The 23,398-nt window shown below is 64.7% G+C and carries 23 protein-coding genes; 16 read left to right on the top strand and 7 right to left on the bottom strand.

Features of this window, described 5'->3' with window-relative positions:
* Window positions 1–49 precede the first annotated feature (49 nt).
* From BMX61_RS15775 to BMX61_RS15765, 3 genes are read left to right on the top strand one after another with little or no spacing between them, the layout of a single operon-like run.
* Window positions 50–862, top strand: coding sequence for an SDR family oxidoreductase (locus tag BMX61_RS15775; RefSeq protein ID WP_075626137.1), 813 nt, complete (start codon window positions 50–52; stop codon window positions 860–862).
* The gene (locus BMX61_RS15770) at window positions 855–2,666 is read left to right on the top strand and encodes a glycoside hydrolase family 15 protein (protein ID WP_075626138.1); all 1,812 of its coding nucleotides are present in this window, start codon (window positions 855–857) and stop codon (window positions 2,664–2,666) included. The genes BMX61_RS15775 and BMX61_RS15770 overlap by 8 nt, the downstream gene beginning before the upstream one ends.
* 48 nt (window positions 2,667–2,714) lie before the next feature.
* The gene (locus BMX61_RS15765) at window positions 2,715–3,275 is read left to right on the top strand and encodes an NADPH-dependent FMN reductase (RefSeq protein WP_075626139.1); all 561 of its coding nucleotides are present in this window, start codon (window positions 2,715–2,717) and stop codon (window positions 3,273–3,275) included.
* Window positions 3,276–3,333: 58 nt separating this feature from the next.
* On the opposite strand, the gene BMX61_RS15760 is transcribed toward BMX61_RS15765, so the two are convergent.
* The 3 genes from BMX61_RS15760 to BMX61_RS15750 all read right to left on the bottom strand — a co-directional run bounded on the left by BMX61_RS15760 (window position 3,334) and on the right by BMX61_RS15750 (window position 7,731).
* A complete protein-coding gene (locus tag BMX61_RS15760) occupies window positions 3,334–3,846 on the bottom strand; it encodes a hypothetical protein (RefSeq protein ID WP_075626140.1) in 513 nt (170 codons plus the stop codon).
* 714 nt (window positions 3,847–4,560) lie between these two features.
* Window positions 4,561–6,657 (bottom strand): S9 family peptidase, encoded by a 2,097-nt coding sequence (locus BMX61_RS15755; protein WP_075626214.1) that lies wholly within the window; start codon window positions 6,655–6,657, stop codon window positions 4,561–4,563.
* Between the two features lie 96 nt (window positions 6,658–6,753).
* Complete coding sequence (locus BMX61_RS15750) at window positions 6,754–7,731, bottom strand: LysR family transcriptional regulator (protein ID WP_075626141.1); 978 nt, start codon at window positions 7,729–7,731, stop codon at window positions 6,754–6,756.
* Between the two features lie 352 nt (window positions 7,732–8,083).
* Here BMX61_RS15750 and BMX61_RS15745 point away from each other — a divergent pair, with 352 nt between their 5' ends.
* A complete protein-coding gene (locus BMX61_RS15745; RefSeq protein ID WP_075626142.1) occupies window positions 8,084–8,359 on the top strand; it encodes a DUF2798 domain-containing protein in 276 nt (91 codons plus the stop codon).
* Window positions 8,360–8,465: 106 nt separating this feature from the next.
* Here the strand turns inward: BMX61_RS15745 and BMX61_RS15740 are convergent, their stop codons facing one another.
* Window positions 8,466–9,353: a VOC family protein gene (locus tag BMX61_RS15740; RefSeq protein ID WP_075626143.1), complete on the bottom strand. Its 888-nt coding sequence runs from the start codon at window positions 9,351–9,353 to the stop codon at window positions 8,466–8,468.
* Between the two features lie 164 nt (window positions 9,354–9,517).
* The gene (locus tag BMX61_RS15735; protein ID WP_075626215.1) at window positions 9,518–11,344 is read right to left on the bottom strand and encodes a methyl-accepting chemotaxis protein; all 1,827 of its coding nucleotides are present in this window, start codon (window positions 11,342–11,344) and stop codon (window positions 9,518–9,520) included.
* Between the two features lie 271 nt (window positions 11,345–11,615).
* Between BMX61_RS15735 and BMX61_RS15730 the strand changes: the two genes are divergently transcribed.
* Together BMX61_RS15730 and trhA are read left to right on the top strand one after the other, a co-directional pair.
* Window positions 11,616–12,038 (top strand): universal stress protein, encoded by a 423-nt coding sequence (locus BMX61_RS15730; protein WP_075626216.1) that lies wholly within the window; start codon window positions 11,616–11,618, stop codon window positions 12,036–12,038.
* A 198-nt stretch (window positions 12,039–12,236) separates the two neighbouring features.
* Window positions 12,237–12,896 carry a PAQR family membrane homeostasis protein TrhA gene (gene trhA, locus BMX61_RS15725; protein WP_075626144.1) on the top strand — a complete coding sequence of 220 codons (660 nt, stop codon included), beginning with the start codon at window positions 12,237–12,239 and terminating at the stop codon, window positions 12,894–12,896.
* 402 nt (window positions 12,897–13,298) lie between these two features.
* Here trhA and BMX61_RS15720 read toward each other — a convergent pair whose 3' ends face one another.
* On the bottom strand, window positions 13,299–14,297 hold the full coding sequence (locus BMX61_RS15720) for an NAD(P)H-quinone oxidoreductase (RefSeq protein ID WP_075626145.1): 999 nt from the start codon (window positions 14,295–14,297) through the stop codon (window positions 13,299–13,301).
* 687 nt (window positions 14,298–14,984) lie between these two features.
* Between BMX61_RS15720 and BMX61_RS15715 the strand changes: the two genes are divergently transcribed.
* Both BMX61_RS15715 and BMX61_RS15710 read left to right on the top strand, forming a co-directional pair.
* Window positions 14,985–15,500: a hypothetical protein gene (locus tag BMX61_RS15715; RefSeq protein WP_075626146.1), complete on the top strand. Its 516-nt coding sequence runs from the start codon at window positions 14,985–14,987 to the stop codon at window positions 15,498–15,500.
* A 25-nt stretch (window positions 15,501–15,525) separates the two neighbouring features.
* A complete protein-coding gene (locus BMX61_RS15710) occupies window positions 15,526–16,950 on the top strand; it encodes a DNA-packaging protein (protein WP_234794708.1) in 1,425 nt (474 codons plus the stop codon).
* Between the two features lie 423 nt (window positions 16,951–17,373).
* Here BMX61_RS15710 and BMX61_RS24730 read toward each other — a convergent pair whose 3' ends face one another.
* The gene (locus tag BMX61_RS24730) at window positions 17,374–17,529 is read right to left on the bottom strand and encodes a hypothetical protein (protein ID WP_170854957.1); all 156 of its coding nucleotides are present in this window, start codon (window positions 17,527–17,529) and stop codon (window positions 17,374–17,376) included.
* Between the two features lie 153 nt (window positions 17,530–17,682).
* Here BMX61_RS24730 and BMX61_RS15705 point away from each other — a divergent pair, with 153 nt between their 5' ends.
* From BMX61_RS15705 to BMX61_RS15670, 8 genes are all read left to right on the top strand, one after another.
* Window positions 17,683–18,297 (top strand): glycoside hydrolase family 19 protein, encoded by a 615-nt coding sequence (locus tag BMX61_RS15705; RefSeq protein ID WP_234794707.1) that lies wholly within the window; start codon window positions 17,683–17,685, stop codon window positions 18,295–18,297.
* A 65-nt stretch (window positions 18,298–18,362) separates the two neighbouring features.
* On the top strand, window positions 18,363–19,553 hold the full coding sequence (locus BMX61_RS15700) for a phage portal protein (RefSeq protein ID WP_075626148.1): 1,191 nt from the start codon (window positions 18,363–18,365) through the stop codon (window positions 19,551–19,553).
* Window positions 19,554–19,609: 56 nt separating this feature from the next.
* On the top strand, window positions 19,610–19,981 hold the full coding sequence (locus tag BMX61_RS15695) for a DUF6107 family protein (protein WP_075626149.1): 372 nt from the start codon (window positions 19,610–19,612) through the stop codon (window positions 19,979–19,981).
* Window positions 19,982–20,085: 104 nt separating this feature from the next.
* The gene (locus BMX61_RS15690) at window positions 20,086–20,664 is read left to right on the top strand and encodes an HK97 family phage prohead protease (protein ID WP_075626150.1); all 579 of its coding nucleotides are present in this window, start codon (window positions 20,086–20,088) and stop codon (window positions 20,662–20,664) included.
* Window positions 20,657–21,919, top strand: coding sequence for a phage major capsid protein (locus BMX61_RS15685; RefSeq protein WP_075626151.1), 1,263 nt, complete (start codon window positions 20,657–20,659; stop codon window positions 21,917–21,919). The genes BMX61_RS15690 and BMX61_RS15685 overlap by 8 nt, the downstream gene beginning before the upstream one ends.
* 163 nt (window positions 21,920–22,082) lie before the next feature.
* Window positions 22,083–22,652 carry a head-tail connector protein gene (locus tag BMX61_RS15680; protein WP_075626152.1) on the top strand — a complete coding sequence of 190 codons (570 nt, stop codon included), beginning with the start codon at window positions 22,083–22,085 and terminating at the stop codon, window positions 22,650–22,652.
* Between the two features lie 5 nt (window positions 22,653–22,657).
* A complete protein-coding gene (locus BMX61_RS15675) occupies window positions 22,658–22,984 on the top strand; it encodes a head-tail adaptor protein (protein WP_075626153.1) in 327 nt (108 codons plus the stop codon).
* Entirely contained in the window at window positions 22,981–23,388 is a 408-nt protein-coding gene (locus BMX61_RS15670) for a DUF3168 domain-containing protein (RefSeq protein ID WP_075626154.1), read from the top strand. The genes BMX61_RS15675 and BMX61_RS15670 overlap by 4 nt, the downstream gene beginning before the upstream one ends.
* The last annotated feature ends 10 nt before the right edge of the window (window positions 23,389–23,398 follow it).

Raw genomic sequence — 23,398 nt, 5'->3', positions numbered from 1 at the left:
ACGGCAACGGGGTCACCCCGGATGGCCAGCGAACGCAAGAAGGCATGCCATGACATCGAACCATGAACCGCTTCGCAACCATGTCGCCATCGTCACCGGCGCCAGCTCCGGGATCGGCATTGCCGTTGCCGAGGCGATGGCGCAGGCGGGCGCCGCCGTCATCGTCAACTATCGCTCCCAGCAGCAGCCGGCCGACGATCTGGTCGCCAGGATCAAGGGGGCCGGCGGCCGGGCACGGGCGGTGAAGGCCGATGTCTCGCGCGAGGAGGATGTCGTCAGGCTCTTTGACGAAGCGGTCGCGGCGTTCGGCCGCGTCGATGTGCTCGTGTCCAATTCCGGCGTTCAGAAGGACGCCGGCATTGCCGAGCTTTCGCTCGAAGACTGGAACACGGTGATCGACATCAACCTCACCGGCCAGTTCCTCTGCGCCCGCGAGGCGGTGCGCCGCTTCCGGTCGCAGGCGAAGGAGGGGCGGCCGGCCCGCAGCGCCGGCAGCATCATCGCCATGAGCTCCGTCCACGAGATCATCCCCTGGGCCGGCCACATCAATTATGCGGCGGCCAAGGGCGGCATTCGCATGCTGACGCGGTCGCTCGCCCAGGAAGTGGCGGCCGAGGGCATCCGGGTCAATGCGATTGCGCCGGGCGCCATCCGCACGCCGATCAACAAGGATGCCTGGGAGACGGACGAGGCGCTGACGAAGCTTCTCCGGCTCATCCCCTATGGGCGCATCGGCGAGCCCGAGGACGTGTCCCGCGCCGCCGTCTGGCTGGCGTCTGACGAGGCTGACTATGTCACGGGCACCACGCTGTTCGTCGATGGCGGCATGTCGCTCTATCCGGAGTTCCGTGACAATGGTTAAGCCGAACCGGGCCATCAGCCAGCATGGCATCGTCGGCGACATGGAGACGGCCGCGCTGATCGCGCAAGACGGAACGCTCGACTATCTCTGCTGGCCGGCGCTTGACAGTCCGACCGTCTTTGCCGAGCTTCTCGACGCGGAAAAGGGCGGAGCTTTTACGATTGCCCCGCAGCTGGACGATTCGCGCGTTCTTCAGCTCTACGTGCCAGAGACGAATGTTCTGATCACCCGGTGGATGGCGGATGGCGGCAGCGCGGAGGTCATGGACCTGATGCCGCATCCGGATGCCCGCATTCATCCCGGCCATGGCGCTCGCTGCATCCTTCGCCGGATATCGGTGACGCGGGGAACGATCTCCTTCACGATCCGGTGCGCGCCGCGTTTCGACTATGCCCGGGCGGTCCCCGACCTTGCCGCGATCCAGAGCGGCGTCGAGTTCTCGGCAAGACCCCTGACGATGCGGCTCTTCGCGTCGGTGCCTCTGGGCTGCGAGGACGGCGCGGCGGTCGCGACATTCGACCTTTCGGCCGGGCAGACGGCCTGGTTTACGCTCGGGGGCGATGATCTTGTCCTGTCCGACGATGCGATGATCTCCGCCGAAATTGCGGAAACCACGGCGGCCTGGCGAGGCTGGGCGGCGAAAGCCACCTATCGGGGCCGCTGGCGCGAGCAGGTCCTGCGCTCGGCTCTGGCCTTGAAGCTGCTCACCTCGCGCGAGCATGGTTCGATTGCCGCTGCCGCCACATTCTCGCTGCCCGAGGCCATCGGAGCCGGCCGCAACTGGGATTATCGCGCAACCTGGATCCGCGATGCCTCCTTCACGGTCTATGCCTTCATGCGGCTCGGCTTTCTGGAGGAAGCGCGGCATTTCGGCCGTTGGGCAGGCCAGCGCGTCATGGCATCGAACGCGGATCATCCGCTGCGCATCATGTATGCGATCGACGGATCCGAGGCCAGGGACGAGGAGGAGCTGACCCATCTGGCAGGCTATGCGAACAGCCGGCCCGTGCGCATCGGCAATGGCGCGAATGTGCAGACCCAGCTCGACATTTTCGGAGAGCTGATGGACAGCGTCTATCTCTCCAATAAATATGGCGAGGCAATCAGCCACAATGGCTGGCAGCATGTCAGTCACATTGTCGAATATGTGATCGCGCACTGGCAGCAGCCGGATGCGGGTATTTGGGAAATGCGCTCACAACCGCGCCACTTCCTGCATTCGCGCGTCATGTGCTGGGTGGCGCTCGACCGGGCGATCCGGCTTGCCAAGAAACGCTCGCTGCCGGCGCCGATCGTGCGCTGGGCGGAGTGCCGCGATGCCATCAACGCCGATGTCTGGGAGAACTTCCGCCATCCCGAGCACGGCTATTTCGTTCAGGAGCAAGGTGGCACGGAGCTCGACGCCTCTCTCCTGATGATGCCGCTCATGCGCTTCGTGTCGTCGACCGATCCGGTCTGGCTGAAAACGCTGGATGCGATCCGCGATCAGCTTTGCGACGACGGGCTCGTCTATCGCTATCGCACGACGGACGGACTGAATGGCACGGAGGGCGCTTTTACCACCTGCACCTTCTGGTATGCGGAGTGCCTGGCCCGCGCCGGCCGTGCCGACGAGGCGCAACTGACGCTCGCCAAGGGCATGCGCTACGCCAACACGCTCGGCCTCTTTGCCGAGGAACAGGACGTGCGCGGCCAGCAGCTCGGCAATTTTCCCCAGGCGCTGACGCACCTGGCATTCATCAGCGCCGCCTTCTTCACGGATCGCCGCCTTGACCCTTCACACCGCCCGAACTGGCAACCCTGATACGGCCTTGCCATTGCGCCCTCACGCACGCGGCGATAGCGTGAAGCAATGAAGCTCTTGGCCATTTCCGGCAGCGCGCGGCGGCTGTCCACCAACACGGCGCTGCTTGTAGCGCTGCAAGGCGTGGCGCCCGGCCATATCACCCTGGATGTCTTTGATGGCATCGGGGATCTGCCCGTTTTTTCCGCAGATCTGGAAGGGCCGGCGCGGCCCGCATCCGTGGACGATTTCATGCAGCGCATTGCCGAGAGCGACGGGCTGCTGATCTGTAGTCCGGAATATATTCGCGGCATTCCCGGCGGCTTGAAAAACGCGATCGATTGGCTGGTCTCCGGCGAGCAGATCGTTGGCAAGCCGATTGCGCTGGTCCATGCCTCGCACCGGGGTGACGACATGCTGGCAGCACTGCGGCTGGTGCTCTCGACGGTGAGTGTGAATTTCAACGAGACGCTGTTCTTCCGGCTGCCGGTCATGCAGCAAACGCCCGAAGCCATCCGCGCCCGCGTTCAGGCGCCGGATCAAAGGCCGGTCGCCGAGCAGTTTCTCGAGGCCTTTTCGTCCTTCTGCCGGATCGGGGGACATGATGGGCCGGCGGCGATCAAGCTTTAAACAATCGCGGCGATCGACACGGATCGGCTGATGTCCAGGCGCGCCTCGTGCGGAAACCTTAAGCCGCTGTGGCGAAGCCCGGATGGTCGAGCAGGGTCATGATGGCGGCGAGTGCCGGCCCGGTTTCAAGCTCGGCCTTGGCGGCTGTGGCGGTCTGGCTGCGCGGATTGGCCGTCTGGGCCAGACGGATGCGCTCCTTGATCTCGTCGAGGATCTCATGCTGCTTGTCTTCCGGCAGCATGCGCAGGCTTTCCTCGGTCAGGCCGTTTTCCTCGAGGACCTGGGCGCGGATCTTCTCGGCCAGCGATTTCTTCGACCAGTCCATATAGTCGTGTTCGGTGCGCGAAAAAGTGTGGCTGTCGGCCTCCGTATCCTCTCCGCCGAACTGTTGCCTGACCTGCATGTCGAACAGCGCGCTCGACAGGCGCGAGGAGGGGCTGGCCACTGGCAGCGGCGGCGCCGCCGCATAGCGGGCCACGCCCGCCTGAACGGAGATCGAAACGGACGCCGCGGCTTCGGGCGTCGGTGCAAGCAAGGCACGCGCAGGTATGGATTGACTTTCGATCCGCATGGGCGAACCCTCCTTTTCCAAGGAAAGGCTGATACACCCAGCTTGTGCGGAGCTTGCGTGGTTGTGCGTCCACGCGCAATTCACGGGATCGGCAGCGTTTTTTCGTGCCGAACCCCGCCATGCCCAAGGGCAAGCCTGCGTTCAAGGCCTCCAGAGAGGCCCTGTGACCGGCGGTGATCGAAGCGATTCGCCGGGTCTGCTGCCTGCTTTTATGGCGGAGAATGGTTAACGGGAGGTTAACCTAACCCAATCCTTAAAAAGGACAAGGCGGGCTCTGGCCGCGCGTGAGCCTGGCTCCAGCTTGGCGCCAGCGTCCAAAGCGTCGGACCGAAAAATGGGAAGCGATGTTCGGAAAAATCCGATGCAAAACCAAAAACTAAAGCATCGGACTGCTTACGATTCCGGGTGCATGACACAAAGGTTTCACGGCTTGGCGTCCCCCTCATCCGACCCTTCGGGCCACCTTCTCCCCGATGGGGAAAAGAGACATCAGGACGCCGTCCGATGCCACCTCCGCTGCCGCGAAACCGGATATAGCTTTTTCTCAGCGCTCGAGTGAGGCGCCACGCTATCGCCTTGGTCTCTTCTCCCCATCGGGGAGAAGGTGCCGGCAGGCGGATGAGGGGGCCGCCAAGCCCAAAAATCGTTACGGTGAGGGCTCTACCGGTCTGCGAGCACGCTCATGACATCGCGAAGCAGTTTTCAGATCTGGGATCAGACCATCCTGCCCGCCATCTTCAGAGCGAAGGCATATTCGAAGGCGATTTCTTCCAGGCGCTGGAAGCGGCCGGATGCGCCGCCATGGCCGGCGTCCATATTGGTCTTCAGCAGCACCGGCGCGCCGCTCGTTGATTTCTCGCGCAGCTTGGCCACCCATTTGGCCGGCTCCCAATAGGTGACGCGTGGATCGGTGAGGCCCGCGATCGCCAGGATCACCGGATAGGGCTTGGCCTCGACATTGTCGTAAGGAGAATAGCTGGCGATGATCTTGTAGAACTCTTCGCTCTCGATCGGATTGCCCCATTCCGGCCATTCCGGCGGGGTGAGCGGCAGCGTGTCGTCGAGCATGGTGGTCAGCACATCGACAAAGGGCACGGCGGCGATGATGCCGGCGAATTTTTCCGGCGCCATATTGGCGACCGCGCCCATCAGCATGCCGCCGGCCGAGCCGCCTTCCGCAATGATGCGGTCGTAAGCGGTGAAGCCTTGCGCCACCAGATGATCGGCACTGGCGATGAAATCCTTGAAGCTGTTGGTCTTCTTGGCCATCTTGCCGTTTTCGTACCAGGCGAAGCCCTTGTCCTTGCCGCCGCGGATATGGGCGATGGCATAGATAAAGCCGCGATCGACCAGCGAGAGGCAGCTGGTGTTGAAGCCGGCGGGAATGGTCATGCCATAGGCGCCATAGCCATAGAGCAGACAGGGCGCCGACCCGTCGAGCGGCGTATCCTTGCGATAGAGCAGCGTCACCGGCACGCTTTCGCCGTCCCAAGCGGGGGCGAAGACGCGGCGGGTGACATAGTCGTCTATCTTATGGCCGGACGGGACTTCCTGCGTCTTCAACAGCCGGCGTTCGCGCGTTGCCATGTCATATTCGAAGAGCTGCGAGGGCGTAGTCATCGAGGAATAGGAGAAGCGGATCACATCCGTGTCATATTCCGCCGCGCCATGCAGGCTGAGCGAATAGGCTTCCTCGGCAAAGGCGATGGCGTGCTCGTCGCCGCTCTTGCGATCGCGGACGCGGATCTGCGGCAGGCCGTTTTCGCGCGCCAGCCAGACGAGATGGCGGGCATAGGCCTCGTGGCCCAGGATCAGCGTGCCCGGACGGTGGGGCACGACATCGCGCCAGTTCTCCCGGCCCGGCGCGGTGACCGGCGTCTCGACGATCTTGAAGTCCTTGGCGCCATCGGCATTGGTAAGGATGTAGAAGACATCGCCGCCCTCGGTCATGTCATATTCGATGCCGGTCTCGCGCTCAGCGACCAGCTGCGGCGCGGCCGTCAGGTCGGAGGTCGGGATCAGCCAATATTCGCTGGTCTCGTGGTCGTGGATGTCGATGAAGATGAAATCGTCGAGCGAGGACCCGCCAACGCCCATGAAGAAGCCGGCATCCTCCTCCTCATAGACGAGCCGATCCTCCGACTGCGGCGTGCCGATGAGGTGATGATAGATGCGCGAGGGGCGATGGTTGTCGTCCAGCACCGTGTAGAAGAAGCTCTTGCCATCGGGCGCGAAAACGCCGCCGCCGCCGGTGTTCTCGATCCGGTCGGCCAGATCCTCGCCGGTTTCGAGGTCGCGCACCCTCAGCGTATAAAATTCCGAGCCCTTGTCGTCATAGCCCCAGATACCGAGGCTGTGGTCGCTGGAATGATCGAGCCCGCCGAGCTGGAAATAGGCCTTGCCGGCGGCTTCCTTGTCGCCGTCGAGCAGCAGGGTTTCGGCGCCGCCTTCGCGCGGCGTGCGGAAGAAGCGCGGATGCTCGCCGCCGGTGACGAAGGAGGTGCCATAGGCAAAGGGGCCGTCCTTGACCGGAATGGAGCTGTCATCCTCCTTGATGCGGCCGCGCATCTCGGCGAAAAGCTGCTTCTGCAGCGCTTCGGTATCGGCCATTGCCGCCTTCTGATAGCGGTTCTCTGCCTCCAGATGGGTGCGGATTTCGGGATCGAGGATCGAGGGATCCTTGAACATGGCCTGCCAGTTGTCCGCGCGCAGCCAGGCATAGTCGTCCGTGCGGGTGATGCCATGATGCGTATCGGTCACCGGCTTCTTCGGGGCGATCGGGGCGGGCGGCAGGGAGGAAAACAGGGCCAAGGAGCATCTCCGAAATCGCGGATCAAAAGGGTCGCGCCAGAGATAGAGGTCGGGGAGGGGGCGATCAAGCGCGAAGTCGGCCATGCGCGCGCCGGCTCAGGCACGCCAATCGCGCGGGGTGAAGCTTGCCGGCGGCCACGGCCCTTTCAGCGCGGCCACCGCAAAATCGATGAAGGCGCGGATCTTCGGCGTTTCCGCCAGGCGGTCGACCACGCAGACATAGATGTCCAACGGCTCGGGATCGGCGAAGGATAGCTGGCTTCCGGCCGCCTGCCGCGCCTTGTCTGCCGGGCGCTCGAACAGCGAGACGAGCCGGCCTTGGGCCAGCAGCGGATCGGCGATGAAGGCGCCGAGCCGGGTAATGCCCATGCCGGATAGGGCCAGCGTGGCCAGCGTATCGATATCGTTGGCGATGATCTTGGGCCTCAGCGGCGGCTCGAACCGCGCGCCGTCACGGATGAAACCCCATGGCAGGAGCCTTCCATCGCGGGCAAAGCGAAAGGCCAGGCAATCATGCTCTTTCAACGCCTCGGGTGTGGGTGGCGTGCCGGCGCGGGCGAGATAGGCCGGCGCGGCGACGATATAGAGCGGGACGGAGAGCAGCTTGCGCGAAATCAGTCCCGGCTCCAGCTGGTTCTGAAATCGGATGGAGATATCGACGTCGTCGCTCAGGTGATCGACGACGATGTCACCGAGCGCCAGCTCGACCGAAATTTCAGGATAGGCGGCGAGGAAGCGCGGCAGCAGGCCAGCAATGACATAACGCCCGAAGGCGACCGAGCAGGCGATCTTCAGCGGCCCCTGTGGACGTGCATTGATAGCCAGCACCGCCTCGCCCGCTCGCTCCAATGCATCGAGAAGCGGCGCCACGCGCTCCAGATAAACCCGCCCGCTTTCCGTCAGCGCCAAGGCGCGGGTGGTGCGCCGCATCAGCCGCGTGCCCAGCGCCTTCTCCAGCCGTGCAATGTTCTGACTGGCAGCGGCCGGCGTGATGCCGAGCTTGCGGGCAGCGGCCGCGATGCTGCCAAGCTCGGCCGCGCGTACGAAACATTCCACCTGGCGAAGATTGTCCATGCTCGCTTCCTGTCAGCCATCGCATCCGCCTTGTCGGCATGATCTCTCCTCGCAGGCCGGGCAAGATCGCCGTTGTCCACCCGCACCGGGTCCGTTCATGCCGAAGAGGCTTGAACACGCCGCTCGGCGGCGAACCTCAAGGGAGCTCACCAGTTCGACAGGAGACACCAGTCGTAAGATTCTCTTTATAATGAGTGAACCTAGGCGTGGCTACTGCTTGCGACCGCATCCGGCTATATCCTTGACCAACGGATGAAGACGCCGCTGCCGAGGAAACGAACCGGGACAGGATCCCGCCATGCCCGGACGCCGCAGGCCGCCTCATCCCTGAGATCGAACAAGAGGTTTTGCCATGACTGAGACTATCGCCACTGCCCGCGCCCGCGCGCATCGTCTGCCGAAACTGCCGCCGCGCATGCTGCCCTATGCCTTCGCCTTCTTCATGGCCGCGATCATGGCCATGATCATGTCGGCGGTGATCGTCGGCGCCAATAGCGGCATCGATGCCGGCTATCCCGCCCGCGTGCTGGCCTCCTACCAGCTCGCCGCACCCACGGCCTTCCTCGCGGTGCTGACCGTTCGTCCGCTGGTGTCCCGCCTGGTCGGGCTGGTCGTGCGGCTGCCGTGATCGCCGGGCGGAGGTTTCGTTCAAAGCTTAGCCCCAGAGCCTCAAGCCGATGTCGGCTCACAGGACTCCACGCAAGTCGCTCGCTCTGGCGAAGTCCTCCGGCCGCTCAGGCCGACACGGTGAGGCGCATGCCCCAGGGGTCGGTCAGCCGTGCCCAGTCGCTCCCGCGCTCCACCGGCAGTTCCAGCCGGTCGAGCGTGGCAAGGGCCTGGGTAAGCCGGGCCGGATCGTTGAAGCGGATGGCGTAGTCGGTCAGCCCCGCCGCCTTTTCGTCCCGCCGCGCAACGCCGCGCGAATTCCAGATATTGGCGGCCACATGGTGATGATATTGCCCTGACGCATAGAAATGCGCGCCGGGATAGGTCGTCATCAGGTCGAGGCCGAGGATTTCGCGGAAGAACTGGTCGGCCTCCGGCAGAGCCGTCACCTGCAGATGCAGATGGCCGAGCCGCGTGCCCGGCGCCATGCCGGCAAAGCCGCCCTTGGGCGCCTCGTCATAGAGCGCCTGCAGGTCGAGCGGCAGCGTCGCCATGCCGACCTTGCCATCCTCCTGATAGGACCAGGCCATGCGGGGCCTGTCGCGATAGACCTCGATGCCGTTACCCTCGGGATCGGCCAGATAGATCGCCTCGCTCACCAGATGGTCCGATGCGCCCTGCAGCACGACGCCTTCATGGGCGGCATGGGCAAGCCAGCGGCCGAGCGCCGCCCGGTCGGGCACCAGAAAGGCATTGTGAAACAGGCCCGGCGCCCGCGGCGCGCCGGCCGCGACATCCGTTGCCGTCGTCAGCGTCAGAAGCGGCACGCCGTCGACGCCGAGCGTGTGACCGCTGGCGCTCGTCTCGATCGCGGAGAGGCCGAGCATGCGCTGATACCAGGCGGAGACCACAGGCAGGTCGCGCACCTTCAGTTGCGCATGCTCGATAAAGACAGGCATGCGTGTCGCGTGATCGGGCGTGGCGGGAGAAAAAGACGAGGAAGGCGATGCGGACATGCGGTCGGTCTCCGGAGCATCGGCCGGTTGCCGGCCGCTGCGGGCGCCTTGCGCCCGTTGCGCTCAAGATAGGGCCTGCAACGGCCTCGGCGAAAGAGGCCAGGCTGGCGATGCAGCGTTCAGCCGCTGTTGACGCAGGCTGCCAGCCTGTCTTCCTAAAGGCTCTATCCCGCCATGCGCCAGGCCGCTGGCTCGGCGGCTGGTGCGGCCTGCCGGCTGACGCGGAAGGCGGCGATCAGGTGCAGGAGCTCGTCGGTGTCGCTGGCCAGAACCTGCACGGAGGCTGTGGTTTCCTCGGCCATGGCGGCGTTCTGCTGGGTCGTGCTGTCGAGCTGGTTCAGCGTCTCGTTGATGGCGCGCAGCGTCGTGTTCTGCTCGCCGGCGCTGTCGGCGATCGACTGGACGATATGGCGCGTCTCGTCGATCTGGCCGGCAATGCGCTTCAGGGCATCGCCCGCTTCGCCCACCAGCCGCACACCCTCGCCAACCTCGCCGGCCGAACGCGCGATCTGCGCCTTGATTTCCTTGGCGGCGGCGGCCGAGCGTTGGGCAAGCTCGCGCACCTCCTGCGCCACCACGGCGAAGCCCTTGCCGCTTTCGCCCGCACGCGCGGCTTCCACACCGGCGTTCAGCGCCAGAAGATTGGTCTGGAAGGCGATCTCGTCGATCACGCCGATGATCTTGCCGATCTCCGAGGACGAGGCCTCGATGCTCGACATCGCGGCAATCGCCCGCATGACGATGCTGTCGCTGCGCGAGGCTTCCTCGCTCACCGCATGCACCTTGCGCGCAGCCTCGCCCGCGCCTTCGGCCGTGTGGCGCACGGTGACACCAAGCTCGTCCAGCGCGGCCGAGGTTTCCTCCAGGCTGGCGGCCTGTCGCTCGGTGCGCTGGGCCAGCTCGTTGGAGGCGTTGCGGATCTCGTCCTTGCTGAGACCGATATCGTGGCCGCGACCGCTGACGTGGATCATCGCACCTTCGAGCTTGCCGAGCGCGTTGTTGAAATTCTCGCGCAGCGGCTGGTAGCGCTGGCCGAGATCGCCGCAGCGCACCGTCAGGTCGCCTTGCGAAAGACCTTCCAGCGTCTGGCCGATCGTGGCGACCACGCGGGCCTGCAGCTCCGCCTCTTCGCGCTGCTGGTCGAGATTGCGCTGGCGTTCCTGGTTGGCCACGCCGCGATGCGCCGCTTCGCTTTCGGCCAGCGCGTTGCGCTCCTTGATCTTGTCCTGGAGCGACAGCGTCGCCTTGGCCATCAGGCCGATTTCGTTGCGCATCTCCACATGCGGGATCGGCCTTGCCACATCCTCCTCGGCGACGTCGCGCAGCGCATCGTGGATGGACTTCAGCGGCCGGGTGATGCCCCTGATCACATAGAGCGCGGCTGCCATCGCCAGAAGCAGGATGCCAAAGCCGGCGCCGAGCGTCTTGATCGTCATGTCGCGCATCTGCGCATCGAGATCGTCGATATAAAGACCGGTGACGACCACGACCTTCCAAGGCTCGAAGGCGCGCGCATAGGCGCTCTTGCGGAACAGCTCCTTCTGGTCGGTGCCGGGTTTCGGCCCGTAGAAATCCGTCCGGCCGCCGCCGGCGCGCGCGAGCTTCACCAGCTCTTCGCGGTAGAGATGGCCCGTCGGGTCCGGCTTGTTCTTCAAATCCTGGCCGACCTTGCTGGCGTCATAATGAAACATCATCCTGACGTCGTAGTCATAGCCGAAGAAATAGCCGTCCGGATTGTATTTCATGCCGTTCAGCAGCGCGAAGGCCTGCGCCTTGGCGTCGGCCTCGCTCAGCTCGCCGGCCTGCTGGCGCTGATAATATTGCTGGAGAACGGACAGCGCGCTTTCCACCTCGGTGCGCAGCATCTCGTAGCGCTCGGTATAGAGCGCGTCGGAAGAGGATTTCAGCTGAAGACCCATGGCGACGCCGAAGGCCAGGATCAGCCCGGCCACGAGGAGGAGAAGCTGCTGGGAAATTTTCAGGTTGCGCATCGGATAAGCCCCCGAGATCGCGGATAATCGAATGACGACGCCCGAGATTGGGAAGTCAGACATTACACTATGATTCAATATTTAAAGTATTCCTTACGTTGCGCCCGCGTCTTTGCCTTACTCCCGCGTGCGCTTTTGATCCTGATCAAGGCGAGGTCGTCGCAATTGCACTATATTGAACGTCAGACGTCGGGGCCGAATGGCCATGGCGCAGGCAGCGCCATGCGCCGATTTCGATCCTGAGGCCGTCGAAGCAGCCAAGGAGAAAGTCATGTATAAGAAAATCATCGTTCCCATCGCCATGGACCGCGTGCCCCAGGGTGAGGCGACGCTCAAGCGCGCGCTGTCGCTGCTCGACGCAGGCGGCGAAATCCTGATGCTCAACGTGGTGGAGGATCTCAACGCCTATGCCCAAGGCTATATGATCGTCGACTTTCCGCAGCAGATGCTGGACGATTCCATTCGCCATGCCGAGCGCACGCTCGATGCGCTCAAGCAGAAATACAATGTGCCCGGCCGGGTGCTGATCGAGGTCGGCGGCGCCTCCGGCCGCATCATGGAGCTGGCCGAAACCGAAAAGGCCGATCTGGTGATCATCGCCTCGCATCAGCCTGGCCTCAGCGATTACTTCATCGGCTCCACGGCCAGCCGCGTGGCCGCTCATTGCCACAGTGCCGTCTTGATCGACCGCTAGGGCATGTCGCGTAAAAGCGTGCAGCGGTTTGGCGACAACGACATGCGGCAAAACACAGCCGTAAGGCGCGGGAGCAAATCTGAAGGATCGCGGCCCGCTTCAAGTGAGACGTTGCGGGACGCCGCTGCTTTTTGGCGGTTCCATCCGCTCGCAGCCTCTGGCATGCTGCGGGCGAAGCAGGCGCAATGAGGGCGACGCATGCATGTTCCGGGCGTAAAATGGAGCTATGATACGGCAGAGCTGATCGCCGATGGCATCGTCCATGGCATCGGCCTGGCGCTGGCCCTGGTCGGCGTTACCGCGCTGATCTTCTATGCCGCTCTGTTTGCCACCACCGGCCAGCTTGCCGCCGCCTGCATCTATGGCGCGGGGCTGGTCCTGACGCTGTCCATCTCGTTTCTCTACAATCTCTATCCGGTTTCGCGGACCAAATGGTTTTTGCGCCGGGTGGATCATTCTGCCATCTTCGTGCTGATCGCGGCGACCTATACGCCCTTCCTGCAGCAGGGCTGGGACAGTCCCTTCCTGTTCACCATGCTGATCGGCATCTGGCTGATCGCCGCCTTCGGGGTCTTTCTCAAATGCGCCTTTCCCGGCCGCTTCGACCGGCTGGCCATCCTGCTTTATCTGGCCATGGGCTGGAGCGGCGTCGTGGCGGCGGAGCCGCTGATCGGCCGTCTGCCCTTGGCGACCATGGTGCTGATCGTCATTGGCGGGCTGATCTATTCCTTCGGCGTCATCTTTCATGTCTGGGAGAAGCTGCGCTTCCAGAACGCGATCTGGCACGGCTTCGTGGTCGCCGCGGCCGCCGTGCATTATTCGGCGGTGCTGACCTGCATCAGCGCGTCGGGCATGTGATCCGTCTCGCTGATAGGCACCCTTAGGATCAAACGGGCTTGCCCGCCGGCAATAAGTTGAGCGGCACGGCTCCGTCTCACCGATCCTTCAAAAGTAAAAATAAAGTAAAACGGAAAAAGGGTCGCGCGAGCGACCCTTTCCATGAGTTTGGTTCAGTTCAGGTCAAGACAAACGCGCATCAGCACTGCTTGTCTTGCGGAAGGCGGGCTTAGCGCGAGGGCTGCCTCGCTGTCTTCACCACGTTTCCCATGCCCGAACCGAAGACCGAAATCTCACTCGACATTGGATCACCTTCCTTTCTCTACGTTGACGATGAGATAAAGGTAGCTGTTTACAGCGGGATTACAAGAGCTTTTGCAAAGCCGCCGTTTTTTTCTTCACGGTGGGCGGTGGCTGGTGCGGCTACAAGGTCACGACGATCTTGCCGATATGGTCGCCATTCTCCATCAACCGGTGCGCTTCCGCCACCTGCTCGAAGGGCAGGACGGCGTGGAGCACGGGGCCGACCTCGCCCGCTTCGAGAAGCGGCCAGACGTCGTCGATTAGGTCGTCGCGGATCGCCTGCTTCTCGGTGGCCGTTCGCGGGCGCAGCGCGGAGCCCATGATGCGCAGCCGTTTGGTCATGATCGGCGTCAACGGCACCTGCTCGGCGGTTGCCCCACCAAGAAAGGCGATCATCGACAACCGCCCGTCGAGCGCCAGGGACTGGATGTTGCGCTCGAAATAGCGCGCGCCGATCATGTCGAGGATCACATCGACACCGCGCCCCTTGGTCTCCTCCATCACCACCGCATGGAAATCCTCCTCGCGATAGTTGATGGCGCGCTTGGCGCCGAGGCCGAGGCAGGCCTCGCATTTCTCCGACGTGCCAGCCGTCACGAAGACCTGCGCGCCAAAGGCGCTGGCAAGCTGGATCGCGGTGGTGCCGATGCCGCTGGAGCCGCCATGGACGAGTAAGGTCTCGCCTTCGACCAGATCGGCCATCTGGAAGACATTGGCCCAGACGGTGAAGAAGGTTTCGGGAATGGCGGCGGCCGTGGCGCTATCGAGCCCGCCGGGAACGGGCAGTGCCTGGGTGGCCGGCACGGCGCAATATTCGGCATAGCCGCCGCCATTGGCCAGCGCCGTGACCCGGTCGCCGATCGCAAAGCCCTCGGCGCGCTCGCCCAGGGCGACGACCTCGCCCGCGACTTCCAGGCCGAGGATCGGGCTTGCGCCCTTCGGTGGCGGATAGAGCCCCTTGCGCTGCATCACATCCGGCCGGTTGATACCGGCGGCCTCGACGCGGATCAGGAGATCCTCCGGCCCCAGCGTCGGCAGCGGGCCGGTGGCAATCACCAGATTGTCCGGTCCGCCGGGCGTGGGAAGATCGACGAAGCGCATCTGGGTGGGCAGGGACATGGCAGGGCTTCCTTTCGCTTGATCCGCCCTGTCGACAGCCACTGGCACTAGGCCTCAAGAGCACCGTAGGAGCTCTCGAAGCACAGCGTCTGGCGGCGGGTCGAGACGGCGGCCATGAGCATGCGCATCTAGCGCGCGAGGGGCAAGATCAAAGGCCGGATGATGCGGGCCTGAGCTGGGGTAGAACGGTAGGGCGAACATTACCGATCTTTCATTTGAAGGCGGCGCACAAGCGGCCTAGGGTCATCCTGCGCCGCTGGAAACGGACCGCCGCCGACACGACCCCGTTTCCACGCGCACCCCGCATGGCGCTTTCCGGCACGTCCCTTCTCCGCCCGCACGGAGGATATCCGGAGACATGCACAGCGGGCCGGTGTTCTCCAAGGACCCCGGCCCGACTGCGGCTTTTCGCGCAGTTGCGCCTCTTATTGTCCCAGACCTCACCCTCCCAATCGCCCTCCATCTGCCGTTGCGCTGTCCGGCATGGTATCGCGCTTGTTCGAAAAAAACACTAAATAGGAAAATAGTCCTTGACGGCGTGACGGTGCTTTGGTAGGGTTCATGCATCGTCGGAGAGCTGGGCCGAGAGAAGGCCGTGGCTTCGACAAGACATCAAAAACATGGATAAACAGGGCGCTTTCGGCAATCGGCCGGAGCGCATTTTCATGCCGGGGAAAGGCTGTTGCGATGGATCTCGACCGCTTCGAGCCGCGCCTCTATGGGCAATGGCCGTTGCCGCCTTTCTATGGTGTGAACTTGCCAGATCGGGACGATCCATCGAGTGAGGAAAATAATCCTTACTCTGGTTCGCTCGATCTCAAGGGGCTCGTTCAACCGGAAGGGGACGATCTGCCGCTGATCCTGACGGCATTGACGCGTGAGCTTTGCGGCCAGATCCAGGTCTTGCAGGGCCTCGGACGGCTCACGGCCGCCGGAGGCGAAGGCCCTGAGCCGGAACGCAAGCTGGTTCAGGCCGATGCCAAGGCGCAGGTCGAGGCAATTTCCCTCATCGTGCGGACGCTGGAAAAGATCGACAGCCTGCAGCGCGACCTGGCCTTGCGCAGCGCCGAACATGGCGAGGCGGAGGACGAGGCCGACTATCAGGCCTTGCTTGCTGCCTTCGAGAGGCGCGTCGACGCCCGGGCCGAGGAACTGGCCGCCGCCAAGGCGTCCAGGCGCAAGGCGAAACGCGCGCCGTCCTGATGCGCCGCCGTGGCATCGAGCCCTGATGGTCCTGGTGCAGCACGCAGTGGCCGATGGAATGACGGGACGGGAGCGCATCGGCTTGGGAGCGGGCATTCGGATCATGACTGGGACAGGCGGCAGCGCGCGGGCGCAAGCAGCGCAGGAACAGGAAGGACGGGCGCCGAGCGAGCCAGAACCCGGCAGGGCAACCAGGCCGCGATCATCCGACGCGCCTGTCAGCCTGCGGGCGCTGCGACGCTTCGGTGATGACTGGGCCTTCACGTGCCGCGCGGCGCAAAGGCCGCCGGAAGGCGCGTGGCGGCTGTGGCTTTTGATGGGCGGGCGCGGTTCGGGCAAGACCAGGGCAGGGGCAGAGTGGGTGCATGGTCTAGCCTGCGACGCTGCCCGGCCCATCCGCATTGCGCTGGTGGCGGAAACGCTCGGCGATGCGCGCGAGGTGATGGTGGACGGCGTCTCGGGCATTGCCCGGATCGCACGGCGCTTGCGGCCCAGCTTAGAGCCATCGCGAAGGCGGCTCGTTTGGCCGAACGGGTCGATCGCCCAGCTTTTTTCCTCGGAGGATCCCGAAAGCCTGCGCGGGCCGCAATTCGATTTTGCCTGGTGCGACGAGCTCGGCAAATGGCGTCATGCGCAGGAGACCTATGACATGCTGCAATTCGCGCTGCGGCTCGGCGCGGATCCGCGCATTCTGGTGACGACGACGCCAAGGTCGACACCGCTTCTCAAAGGTCTGATCGACGACAGGGAAACGGTGATCGCCCGTATCCGTACGGCGGACAATCAGGCGCATCTGTCCCCCGGCTTCCTGAGCGCCATGAACAGGCGCTATGGCGGCACGCGTCTCGGCCGGCAGGAGCTGGATGGCGAATTGATCGAGGATCGCGAGGATGCGCTGTGGTCGCGCGCGCGGCTGGAGGCGATCCGCTGTCCTTCACCCGGCCCGCTCGGTCGCATCGTCGTGGCGGTCGATCCTCCGGCAACGGCAGGCCGGCAAAGCTGCTGTGGCATTATCGTCGCCGGGCTGAACGGTGAAGGCCATGCCATCGTGCTGGCCGATGCCTCGGTTGAAAGCCGCAGCCCTGCCGGCTGGGCGCGCGCGGCGGTGGAGGCCTATCATCGCTATGGCGCGGACCGGCTGGTGGCTGAGGTGAACCAGGGCGGGGACATGGTGGCCGCGCTGCTGAAGGGCATGGATGAAAGCTTGCCGCTGACCAGCGTGCGCGCCACACGGCGAAAATGGCTCCGCGCCGAGCCGGTGGCCGCCCTGTATGAGCAGGGGCGCGTGCGGCATGCCGGCGCTTTTCCCGCGCTCGAGGATCAAATGTGCGATTTCGGCCCGGATGGCCTGTCCTCGGGTCGCTCGCCGGACCGGCTGGATGCACTGGTCTGGGCGCTGACCGCTCTGCTGCTCGAAGGCCAGGGAACGCCGCGCGTGCGCGGTCTTTGACGCGTTGCCCGCCATTGCGCTTTTGCTGGAGTAGGCAAGGAAGCTCCCGGCCTATGGGGCCGCAACCCCGAGGCCCCAAGCGAAGTGGAAGACGGCTTATAAACAAACAGACGGTCGGGGATTCCGACCGTCTGTTTTCAAGTGGATGCCCCTGCCAGCGCCGGCGGGGCGTGCGCGAAGGCGCATTGCGCCAGCTTACTTTGCAGCAGGCTGAACGGGCTTGGCCGGCTTGGCGACGGAGACGCGCATGGCGCGCCACTCGTTTTCGAAGCGTTCGAACAGGCTCTGCGAAATGGTCTTCATCGTCATGATCGAGGTTCCAGCATGTCTGTTGGGGGTTCGGGCGTCAAAACGACGATGCGCCGCAAAGGTTCCCGCTTGTGTCATCCGCAGCAGACAAATGTCCGCTGCTGCTGCCCAAGATTATTTTTTGGCCGGTGTGCGGAAAACCAGGTCCAGGCGCGGCGCCGGGGCGGCGGCCTCACGCATCTGGCGCCACTCGCTCTCGATCCGGTTCATGACATTCTGAGGAATGGTCTCGCGCTGCGCGGGACGAAGACGTGTCTCGATCAAGCTCATGGGCCTCTCCTGCCTTGGTTGTATTGGATGAGGCACGTTTGCACTGCGCAATCGAAAAGTAAACAGGTTTTTCAGTGCTTTAATCGGTTTAGAAATTCTAAATCGATTGAAAGAACAGACAATTTTACGCATGTGCGAAATGGAGCATTGGCTTTGTCGCAGACGTCCTTTTTCGAGACAATTCGTTCGGAGCTGTTCTCCGGAACCCTGACCCTGGACCAGCGCACGGGCATGGAAATCATCCTTGCGCGGTGGCGGGCTCTGGTGCCGCATGCAGACAGGCGCTGGATCGCCTATGGGCTGGCGACGGCCCATCACGAAACCGGCCGGCTGATGCAGCCCGTTCGGGAGACCTTCGCCGGCAGCTCCGCCCAGGCCATTTGCCGGCTGGAGCGCGCCTATCGGCGCGGCCGCCTGCCGCAGGTCAGCACGCCCTATTGGCGGGTCGATGCGCAGGGCAAGAGCTGGTTCGGGCGCGGCTATGTGCAGCTCACCCATCGCGACAATTACGCCACCCTGGCAATGGCAACGGGGCTTGCCCTGCTCGACGATCCGGATCTGGCACTGCAGACCGAGGCGGCGGCCACGATCCTGGTCGTCGGCCTGGTCGAGGGCCTGTTTGGCGGGCACCGCATCGCGGAGTTCTTTCGTGCTGGCACGGCCGATTGGGCGGGCGCACGGCGCACGGTCAACGGCACCGACCGGGCCGACCTCGTGGCCGGCTATGCCCGCCACTACGATGCCGCTTTGGCGTCCGCCGGCTTTTGAGCCGCCCTTGGGTCGTGGATCGACGCAGGCCTGTTTAAACCGTTCAAGACAGCAGGAATCAAGCGATGAGGACGTTTTTCAGACGGCCGTGGCGCAGCGGCGCATCGCCGGCACCGCAGGCCGCGTTGTCCGGCAAGGCCAGCGGGGGATTGCAGGCGAGCACGGCACAAAGTGCGGCCCTTCTCGCGGCGCTGGCGGCCGATGGCCAGGCGCAATGGACCAGCCGTTCCTATGCGGCGCTGGCGCGCGAAGGCTTCATGCGCAATCCGGTCGCCCATCGCTGCCTGAGGCTGCTTTCAGAAGCGGCAGGCGCGGTGCCCACCCTTCTTTATGCCGGTGGGCGGGAGCTGACGGACCATCCGGCGCTGTCCATCCTCGCCCGGCCGAACGAGCGCCAGTCCGGCATCGATTTTTTCGAGACGCTCTATGGCCACCTGCTTTTGTCCGGCAACGCCTATGCGGAAGGGGTGGAGATCGATGGCCGGCTGCGGGCCGTGCATCTTCTGCGGCCCGATCGCATCCGCATCGTCGAAGGGGCGGATGGCTGGCCCGAGACCTATGAGTATCGGCTGGGGCGGCAGGTGCGCCGCTATGCGGCGGCAGATGGCCTCTTTCTCCATCTGCGGCTGTTTCATCCGCTGGATGATCACCTCGGCTTTCCGCCGCTCGCCGCCGCGCAGACGGCGCTGGATCTATCCAATGCCGCCGCGCGCTGGAACAAGGCGCTGCTCGACAATTCGGCCCGCCCCTCCGGCGCCCTGGTCTACCAGCCCAAGGATGGCGGCAACCTGCCGCCCGAGCAGTTCGACCGGCTGAAAAGCGAGCTGGAGGATGGCTATGCCGGCCCGGCGCGCGCCGGGCGGCCCCTGCTTCTGGAAGGGGGGCTCGACTGGAAGCCGATGGGCCTGTCGCCGAAGGAGATGGATTTCGTCGAGGCCAAGAATGGTGCGGCGCGCGATATCGCGCTGGCCTTCGGCGTGCCGCCCTTGATGCTCGGCCTGCCGGGCGACAACACCTATGCCAATTATCAGGAGGCCAACCGCGCCTTCTACCGTCTGACGGTTCTGCCGATGATCGGTCGCACGCTTGCCGCGCTCTCGGTCTGGTTCAGCGAGCGCTACGGGGAAGAGCTGGCCTTGAAGCCGGATCTCGACGCCATTGCCGGCCTCGCAACGGAACGCGCCGAGCTTTGGTCCCGGCTGCAGCAGGCGGAGTTTCTCACCGATGCCGAGAAGCGCCAGGCGGTCGGTTACTGATCAGCCGGCGGCGCCGCACCAGGCAAAACCAGCCACATGCAGGAAGGGTCAAGACCATGTCCGACTGGAACGGCGTTTCCGATATGTGGCTTGCGCGCACGCTCGGTGCTTTCGCCGGCGCCTGCGTCTCGCTCGTCTATATGCTGCCCAAGAGCGCGCAGGAGGCAGCCACCCGCTTTCTGTCCGGCGTCACCTGCGGCCTCGTTTTCGGCGGTCCCGCCGGGGTCTGGCTGGCTGAGAAACTGGAGATCGCCACCGCGCTCTCGCCGAGCGAGATCCTGCTGGCTGGATCCTCCGCCGCCAGTCTCGGGGCCTGGTGGGGGCTGGGTGCGGCCGCGCGCATTGCCGGCCGTCTCGGACGCGAGACGGTTTCCGCGCGCGGCGTGATCGTCCTGACGCCGGGCGAACGCGACGAGACGGCGGGATAAAGCAGGCCTTCTCGCGCCATCGGCCGCCGGAAATGCCCGTCGCGCCAAGCCGGACGGCGCGCCCGACCGGGAACGGCAGACCATTCATTGTGGAGACAGCGACCATGACAGACCGACCACGGGCCTGGCAGACGAAGACGGCCGCCCGGCCGACGCTTTCCGGCGTCAGCGGACAAGGCCGCTTTTCCGGCTATGCCAGCCTGTTCAACGAGGTGGACCTCGGCAAGGACGTGATCGAGCCGGGCGCTTTTGCCCGCTCGCTCGCCCGGCGCGGCGCGGAAGGGGTGCGCATGCTCTTCCAGCATGACCCGGCAGAGCCGATCGGCAGCTGGGTCACCCTGCGCGAGGACAGGCGTGGGCTCTTCGTCGAAGGCCAGCTCGCCACCGGTGTGGCGCGGGCGCGCGAGGTGCATGCCCTGCTGACCGACGGTGCGCTCGACGGTCTGTCGATCGGCTTTCAGACGCTGCGCGCCCGCAACGATGCCAAGACCGGCATTCGCCATATCCTCGAGGCCGATCTCTGGGAGATTTCGGTCGTCACCTTCCCCATGCTGCCCTCGGCGCGCGTTTCCAACGTCAAGGATGCACGCTGGTTTCGCGACAAGGAAACGGAGCTCGTGCGCGGCCTGCGCCGCGTGGCCCGGATGATGAACACCAGGAAAGGAACGCTTCGCCATGACTGAACTGCACATGACCGGACCGACGATGACCGCGCCCGAGATCAAGACCACGCCCGACACCGTGGCCTCCGCCTTCGAGGACTTCATGTCCGCCTTCGAAGCGTTCAAGGAAACCAATGATCAGCGACTGGACGAGCTGGAAGCCAAGCTCTCCGCCGACGTGGTCACGCGTGAGAAGATGGACCGCATCAACCGGGCGGTGGACGAGCACAAGCGCGCGCTCGACCAGCTGATCCTGCGCAAGGCGCGCCCGGCGCTGGGAAGCGGCGATCTTCCCGCGGACATGCGCGAGCACAAGGCCGCCTTCGAAGCCTATCTGCGCAAAGGTAACGATCAGGGCCTGCGCGAGCTGGAAGGCAAGGCCATGAGCATCGGTTCGGCCACCGATGGCGGCTATCTCGTGCCGCCGGAGACCGATCATGAAATCGGCCGGCGGCTGGCCGTCGTCTCGCCGATCCGTGGTCTGGCGACCGTGCGCCAGGTCACAGGCGCAGTGCTGAAGAAGCCCTTCGCGTTGGCCGGCATGGCCACGGGCTGGGTCGCGGAAACGGCGGCGCGGCCGCAGACCAATGCCCCACAGCTGGCCGAACTGTCCTTCCCCACCATGGAGCTCTATGCCATGCCGGCGGCCACCGCCGCACTGCTCGACGATGCCGCCGTGGATGTCGAAAGCTGGATCGCCTCCGAGGTCGATATCGCCTTCGGCCTGCAGGAAGGTCAGGCCTTCGTCACCGGCGATGGGGCCAACAAGCCCAAGGGGTTTCTGAGCTACGACGCCGTGGCCGATAGCAACTGGAACTGGGGCAGCCTCGGCTACGTCGCCACAGGCGCTGCCGGCGCCTTTTCCTCCGCTGGCGCTTCCGACACGCTGGTCGATACGATCTATGCCCTGAAGGCCGGCTATCGCCGCAATGCCGGCTTCGTCATGAGCCGCAAGACCCAGGCCGAGATCCGCAAGCTCAAGGATTCCACCGGCCACTATCTCTGGCAGCCCCCGGCCTCGGCCGAGGGCAAGGCCACGCTGATGGGCTTTCCGCTGACTGAAGCCGAGGAAATGCCGGATATCGCGCCCGGCAGCTTCGCCATCGCCTTTGGCGATTTTGCCTCCGGCTATCTCGTGGTCGACCGCACCGGCGTGCGCGTGCTGCGCGATCCCTATTCCGCCAAGCCCTATGTGCTCTTCTACACCACCAAGCGGGTCGGTGGCGGCATCCAGAATTTCGAGGCGATCAAGCTCGTGAAATTCGCTGCCGCCTGATTGCGGGCGTGCTGCTTCCTTGCCGCCGCAGCGGTGAGCACGGCCGGCGATTGCCGGCCGCGCGGGCGGACGCGGGGTGCCCTCTCATCCGCGTCCGCCGAGCTTTCCCCCTTCGTCAGGCCGGGCACGATGCCCATGCCTTTCCGTTAGCGGATTTTCAAAGATGACACTGAGCGAACTGACCCCGCCCGCCGGCGAACCGCTGACGCTTGCCGAGGCCAAGGCGCATCTGCGCCTCGATACCAATGACGAGGACCAGCTGATCGCAGCCTTGATCCTTACGGTGCGCCAGCATCTGGAGCGCCAGACGGGGCTGGCGTTGATCACCCGCACGGCCAGGCTTTATCTCGATGACTGGCCGGACAACCGGATCATCAGCCTGCCCATTGGCCCTGTAACGGCGATCCAGACCGTCACCGTTTATGATAGCGCGGGGCTGCCCCGCGATATCGGTGCGCAAGGCTTTGTTCTTGACGGGCGGGCAAGGCCGGCCCGGCTCCTGGTGCCGGTTCTGGCGCCGCCCGAACAAGCGATCAACGGCATCGAGATCGACATGATCGCCGGCTTCGGAGCGACGGGGGCCGAGGTGCACGATGCGCTGAAACGGGCCATGCTTCTGCATCTCGCTCTGCTCTTTGCCTTTCGCGGCGTGGTGGCGCCCGACGATCAGCCGGCCGGCATTCCGCTTGGCTATGACAGGCTGATCGCTCCCTATCTGATCCGGAGGCTGTAAGCGCCATGTTGGCCGACCTCGACCCCGGCGCGCTCTCGACGCGCCTGACGCTGGACCTGCCCATCGAGACCGCCGACGGCCAGGGCGGCGTCTCCATCACCTATCGATCCGTCGGTCAGGCCTGGGGGCGGATCGAGCCTTTGCCGGTGCATGGGAGCGCGGAAGATGACGATGCGCGCGCGACGCACCGCATCTGGCTGCGCCACCGCACGGATCTGAAGGCGGGCATGCGCTTCGGCTTCGGCAGCCGCAGCTTCCTGCTCGTCAGTGCCGGCGATCCCGACGAGACGCGGCGCTTGATCGTCGCGCGTGTTTGCGAGGTGACACGATGAGCGCGGCTTCCGCCTTGCAAGCCGCGCTGTTTACGCATTTGGCTGCCGATACGGCGCTGAGCGCGCTGATCGGCACGGATGCCATTCACGACAGGGTCATGCCTGCGAACACGCCGCGCCCCTATGTCCAGATTGCCTCAATCGACAGCCGTGACATCTCGGGCGATGGCGCGCCCCTTGAGGAGCACGACATTCGTCTGCTGGTGATCGGCGCCGAAGGGGGCCATCGTCCGGTTCAGCTCGTGGCCGCGCGGCTGAAGGCACGGCTTGAGGATGCGGCGCTGAAGCCCGCAGGTTTTCGCCTCTCCAGCATGTCCTGCCAGGAAATCCGGATCCGGCAAGACCCGGTGCGCGCGGGCCATAACGCCGAACTCAGGCTGCGCGCCGTGACCGAGCCGGCCTGACGCCAAACAT

It is taken from the genome of Xaviernesmea oryzae (genome assembly GCF_900109605.1).
Taxonomy (GTDB): domain Bacteria; phylum Pseudomonadota; class Alphaproteobacteria; order Rhizobiales; family Rhizobiaceae; genus Xaviernesmea; species Xaviernesmea oryzae.
The sequence above is the reverse complement of the archived record's forward strand: the minus strand, read 5'-3'. Positions and strand labels throughout refer to the sequence as shown.

Bases quoted from the DNA above. Each gene is read 5' to 3' on its own strand.
- BMX61_RS15775 (WP_075626137.1), top strand. From the start codon at position 50: ATGACATCGAACCATGAACCGCTTCGCAACCATGTCGCCATCGTCACC.
- BMX61_RS15770 (WP_075626138.1), top strand. From the start codon at position 855: ATGGTTAAGCCGAACCGGGCCATCAGCCAGCATGGCATCGTCGGCGAC.
- BMX61_RS15765 (WP_075626139.1), top strand. From the start codon at position 2,715: ATGAAGCTCTTGGCCATTTCCGGCAGCGCGCGGCGGCTGTCCACCAAC.
- BMX61_RS15760 (WP_075626140.1), bottom strand. From the start codon at position 3,846: ATGCGGATCGAAAGTCAATCCATACCTGCGCGTGCCTTGCTTGCACCG.
- BMX61_RS15750 (WP_075626141.1), bottom strand. From the start codon at position 7,731: ATGGACAATCTTCGCCAGGTGGAATGTTTCGTACGCGCGGCCGAGCTT.
- BMX61_RS15745 (WP_075626142.1), top strand. From the start codon at position 8,084: ATGACTGAGACTATCGCCACTGCCCGCGCCCGCGCGCATCGTCTGCCG.
- BMX61_RS15740 (WP_075626143.1), bottom strand. From the start codon at position 9,353: ATGTCCGCATCGCCTTCCTCGTCTTTTTCTCCCGCCACGCCCGATCAC.
- BMX61_RS15735 (WP_075626215.1), bottom strand. From the start codon at position 11,344: ATGCGCAACCTGAAAATTTCCCAGCAGCTTCTCCTCCTCGTGGCCGGG.
- BMX61_RS15730 (WP_075626216.1), top strand. From the start codon at position 11,616: ATGTATAAGAAAATCATCGTTCCCATCGCCATGGACCGCGTGCCCCAG.
- trhA (WP_075626144.1), top strand. From the start codon at position 12,237: ATGCATGTTCCGGGCGTAAAATGGAGCTATGATACGGCAGAGCTGATC.
- BMX61_RS15720 (WP_075626145.1), bottom strand. From the start codon at position 14,297: ATGTCCCTGCCCACCCAGATGCGCTTCGTCGATCTTCCCACGCCCGGC.
- BMX61_RS15715 (WP_075626146.1), top strand. From the start codon at position 14,985: ATGGATCTCGACCGCTTCGAGCCGCGCCTCTATGGGCAATGGCCGTTG.
- BMX61_RS15710 (WP_234794708.1), top strand. From the start codon at position 15,526: ATGGTCCTGGTGCAGCACGCAGTGGCCGATGGAATGACGGGACGGGAG.
- BMX61_RS24730 (WP_170854957.1), bottom strand. From the start codon at position 17,529: ATGAGCTTGATCGAGACACGTCTTCGTCCCGCGCAGCGCGAGACCATT.
- BMX61_RS15700 (WP_075626148.1), top strand. From the start codon at position 18,363: ATGAGGACGTTTTTCAGACGGCCGTGGCGCAGCGGCGCATCGCCGGCA.
- BMX61_RS15695 (WP_075626149.1), top strand. From the start codon at position 19,610: ATGTCCGACTGGAACGGCGTTTCCGATATGTGGCTTGCGCGCACGCTC.
- BMX61_RS15690 (WP_075626150.1), top strand. From the start codon at position 20,086: ATGACAGACCGACCACGGGCCTGGCAGACGAAGACGGCCGCCCGGCCG.
- BMX61_RS15685 (WP_075626151.1), top strand. From the start codon at position 20,657: ATGACTGAACTGCACATGACCGGACCGACGATGACCGCGCCCGAGATC.
- BMX61_RS15680 (WP_075626152.1), top strand. From the start codon at position 22,083: ATGACACTGAGCGAACTGACCCCGCCCGCCGGCGAACCGCTGACGCTT.
- BMX61_RS15675 (WP_075626153.1), top strand. From the start codon at position 22,658: ATGTTGGCCGACCTCGACCCCGGCGCGCTCTCGACGCGCCTGACGCTG.
- BMX61_RS15670 (WP_075626154.1), top strand. From the start codon at position 22,981: ATGAGCGCGGCTTCCGCCTTGCAAGCCGCGCTGTTTACGCATTTGGCT.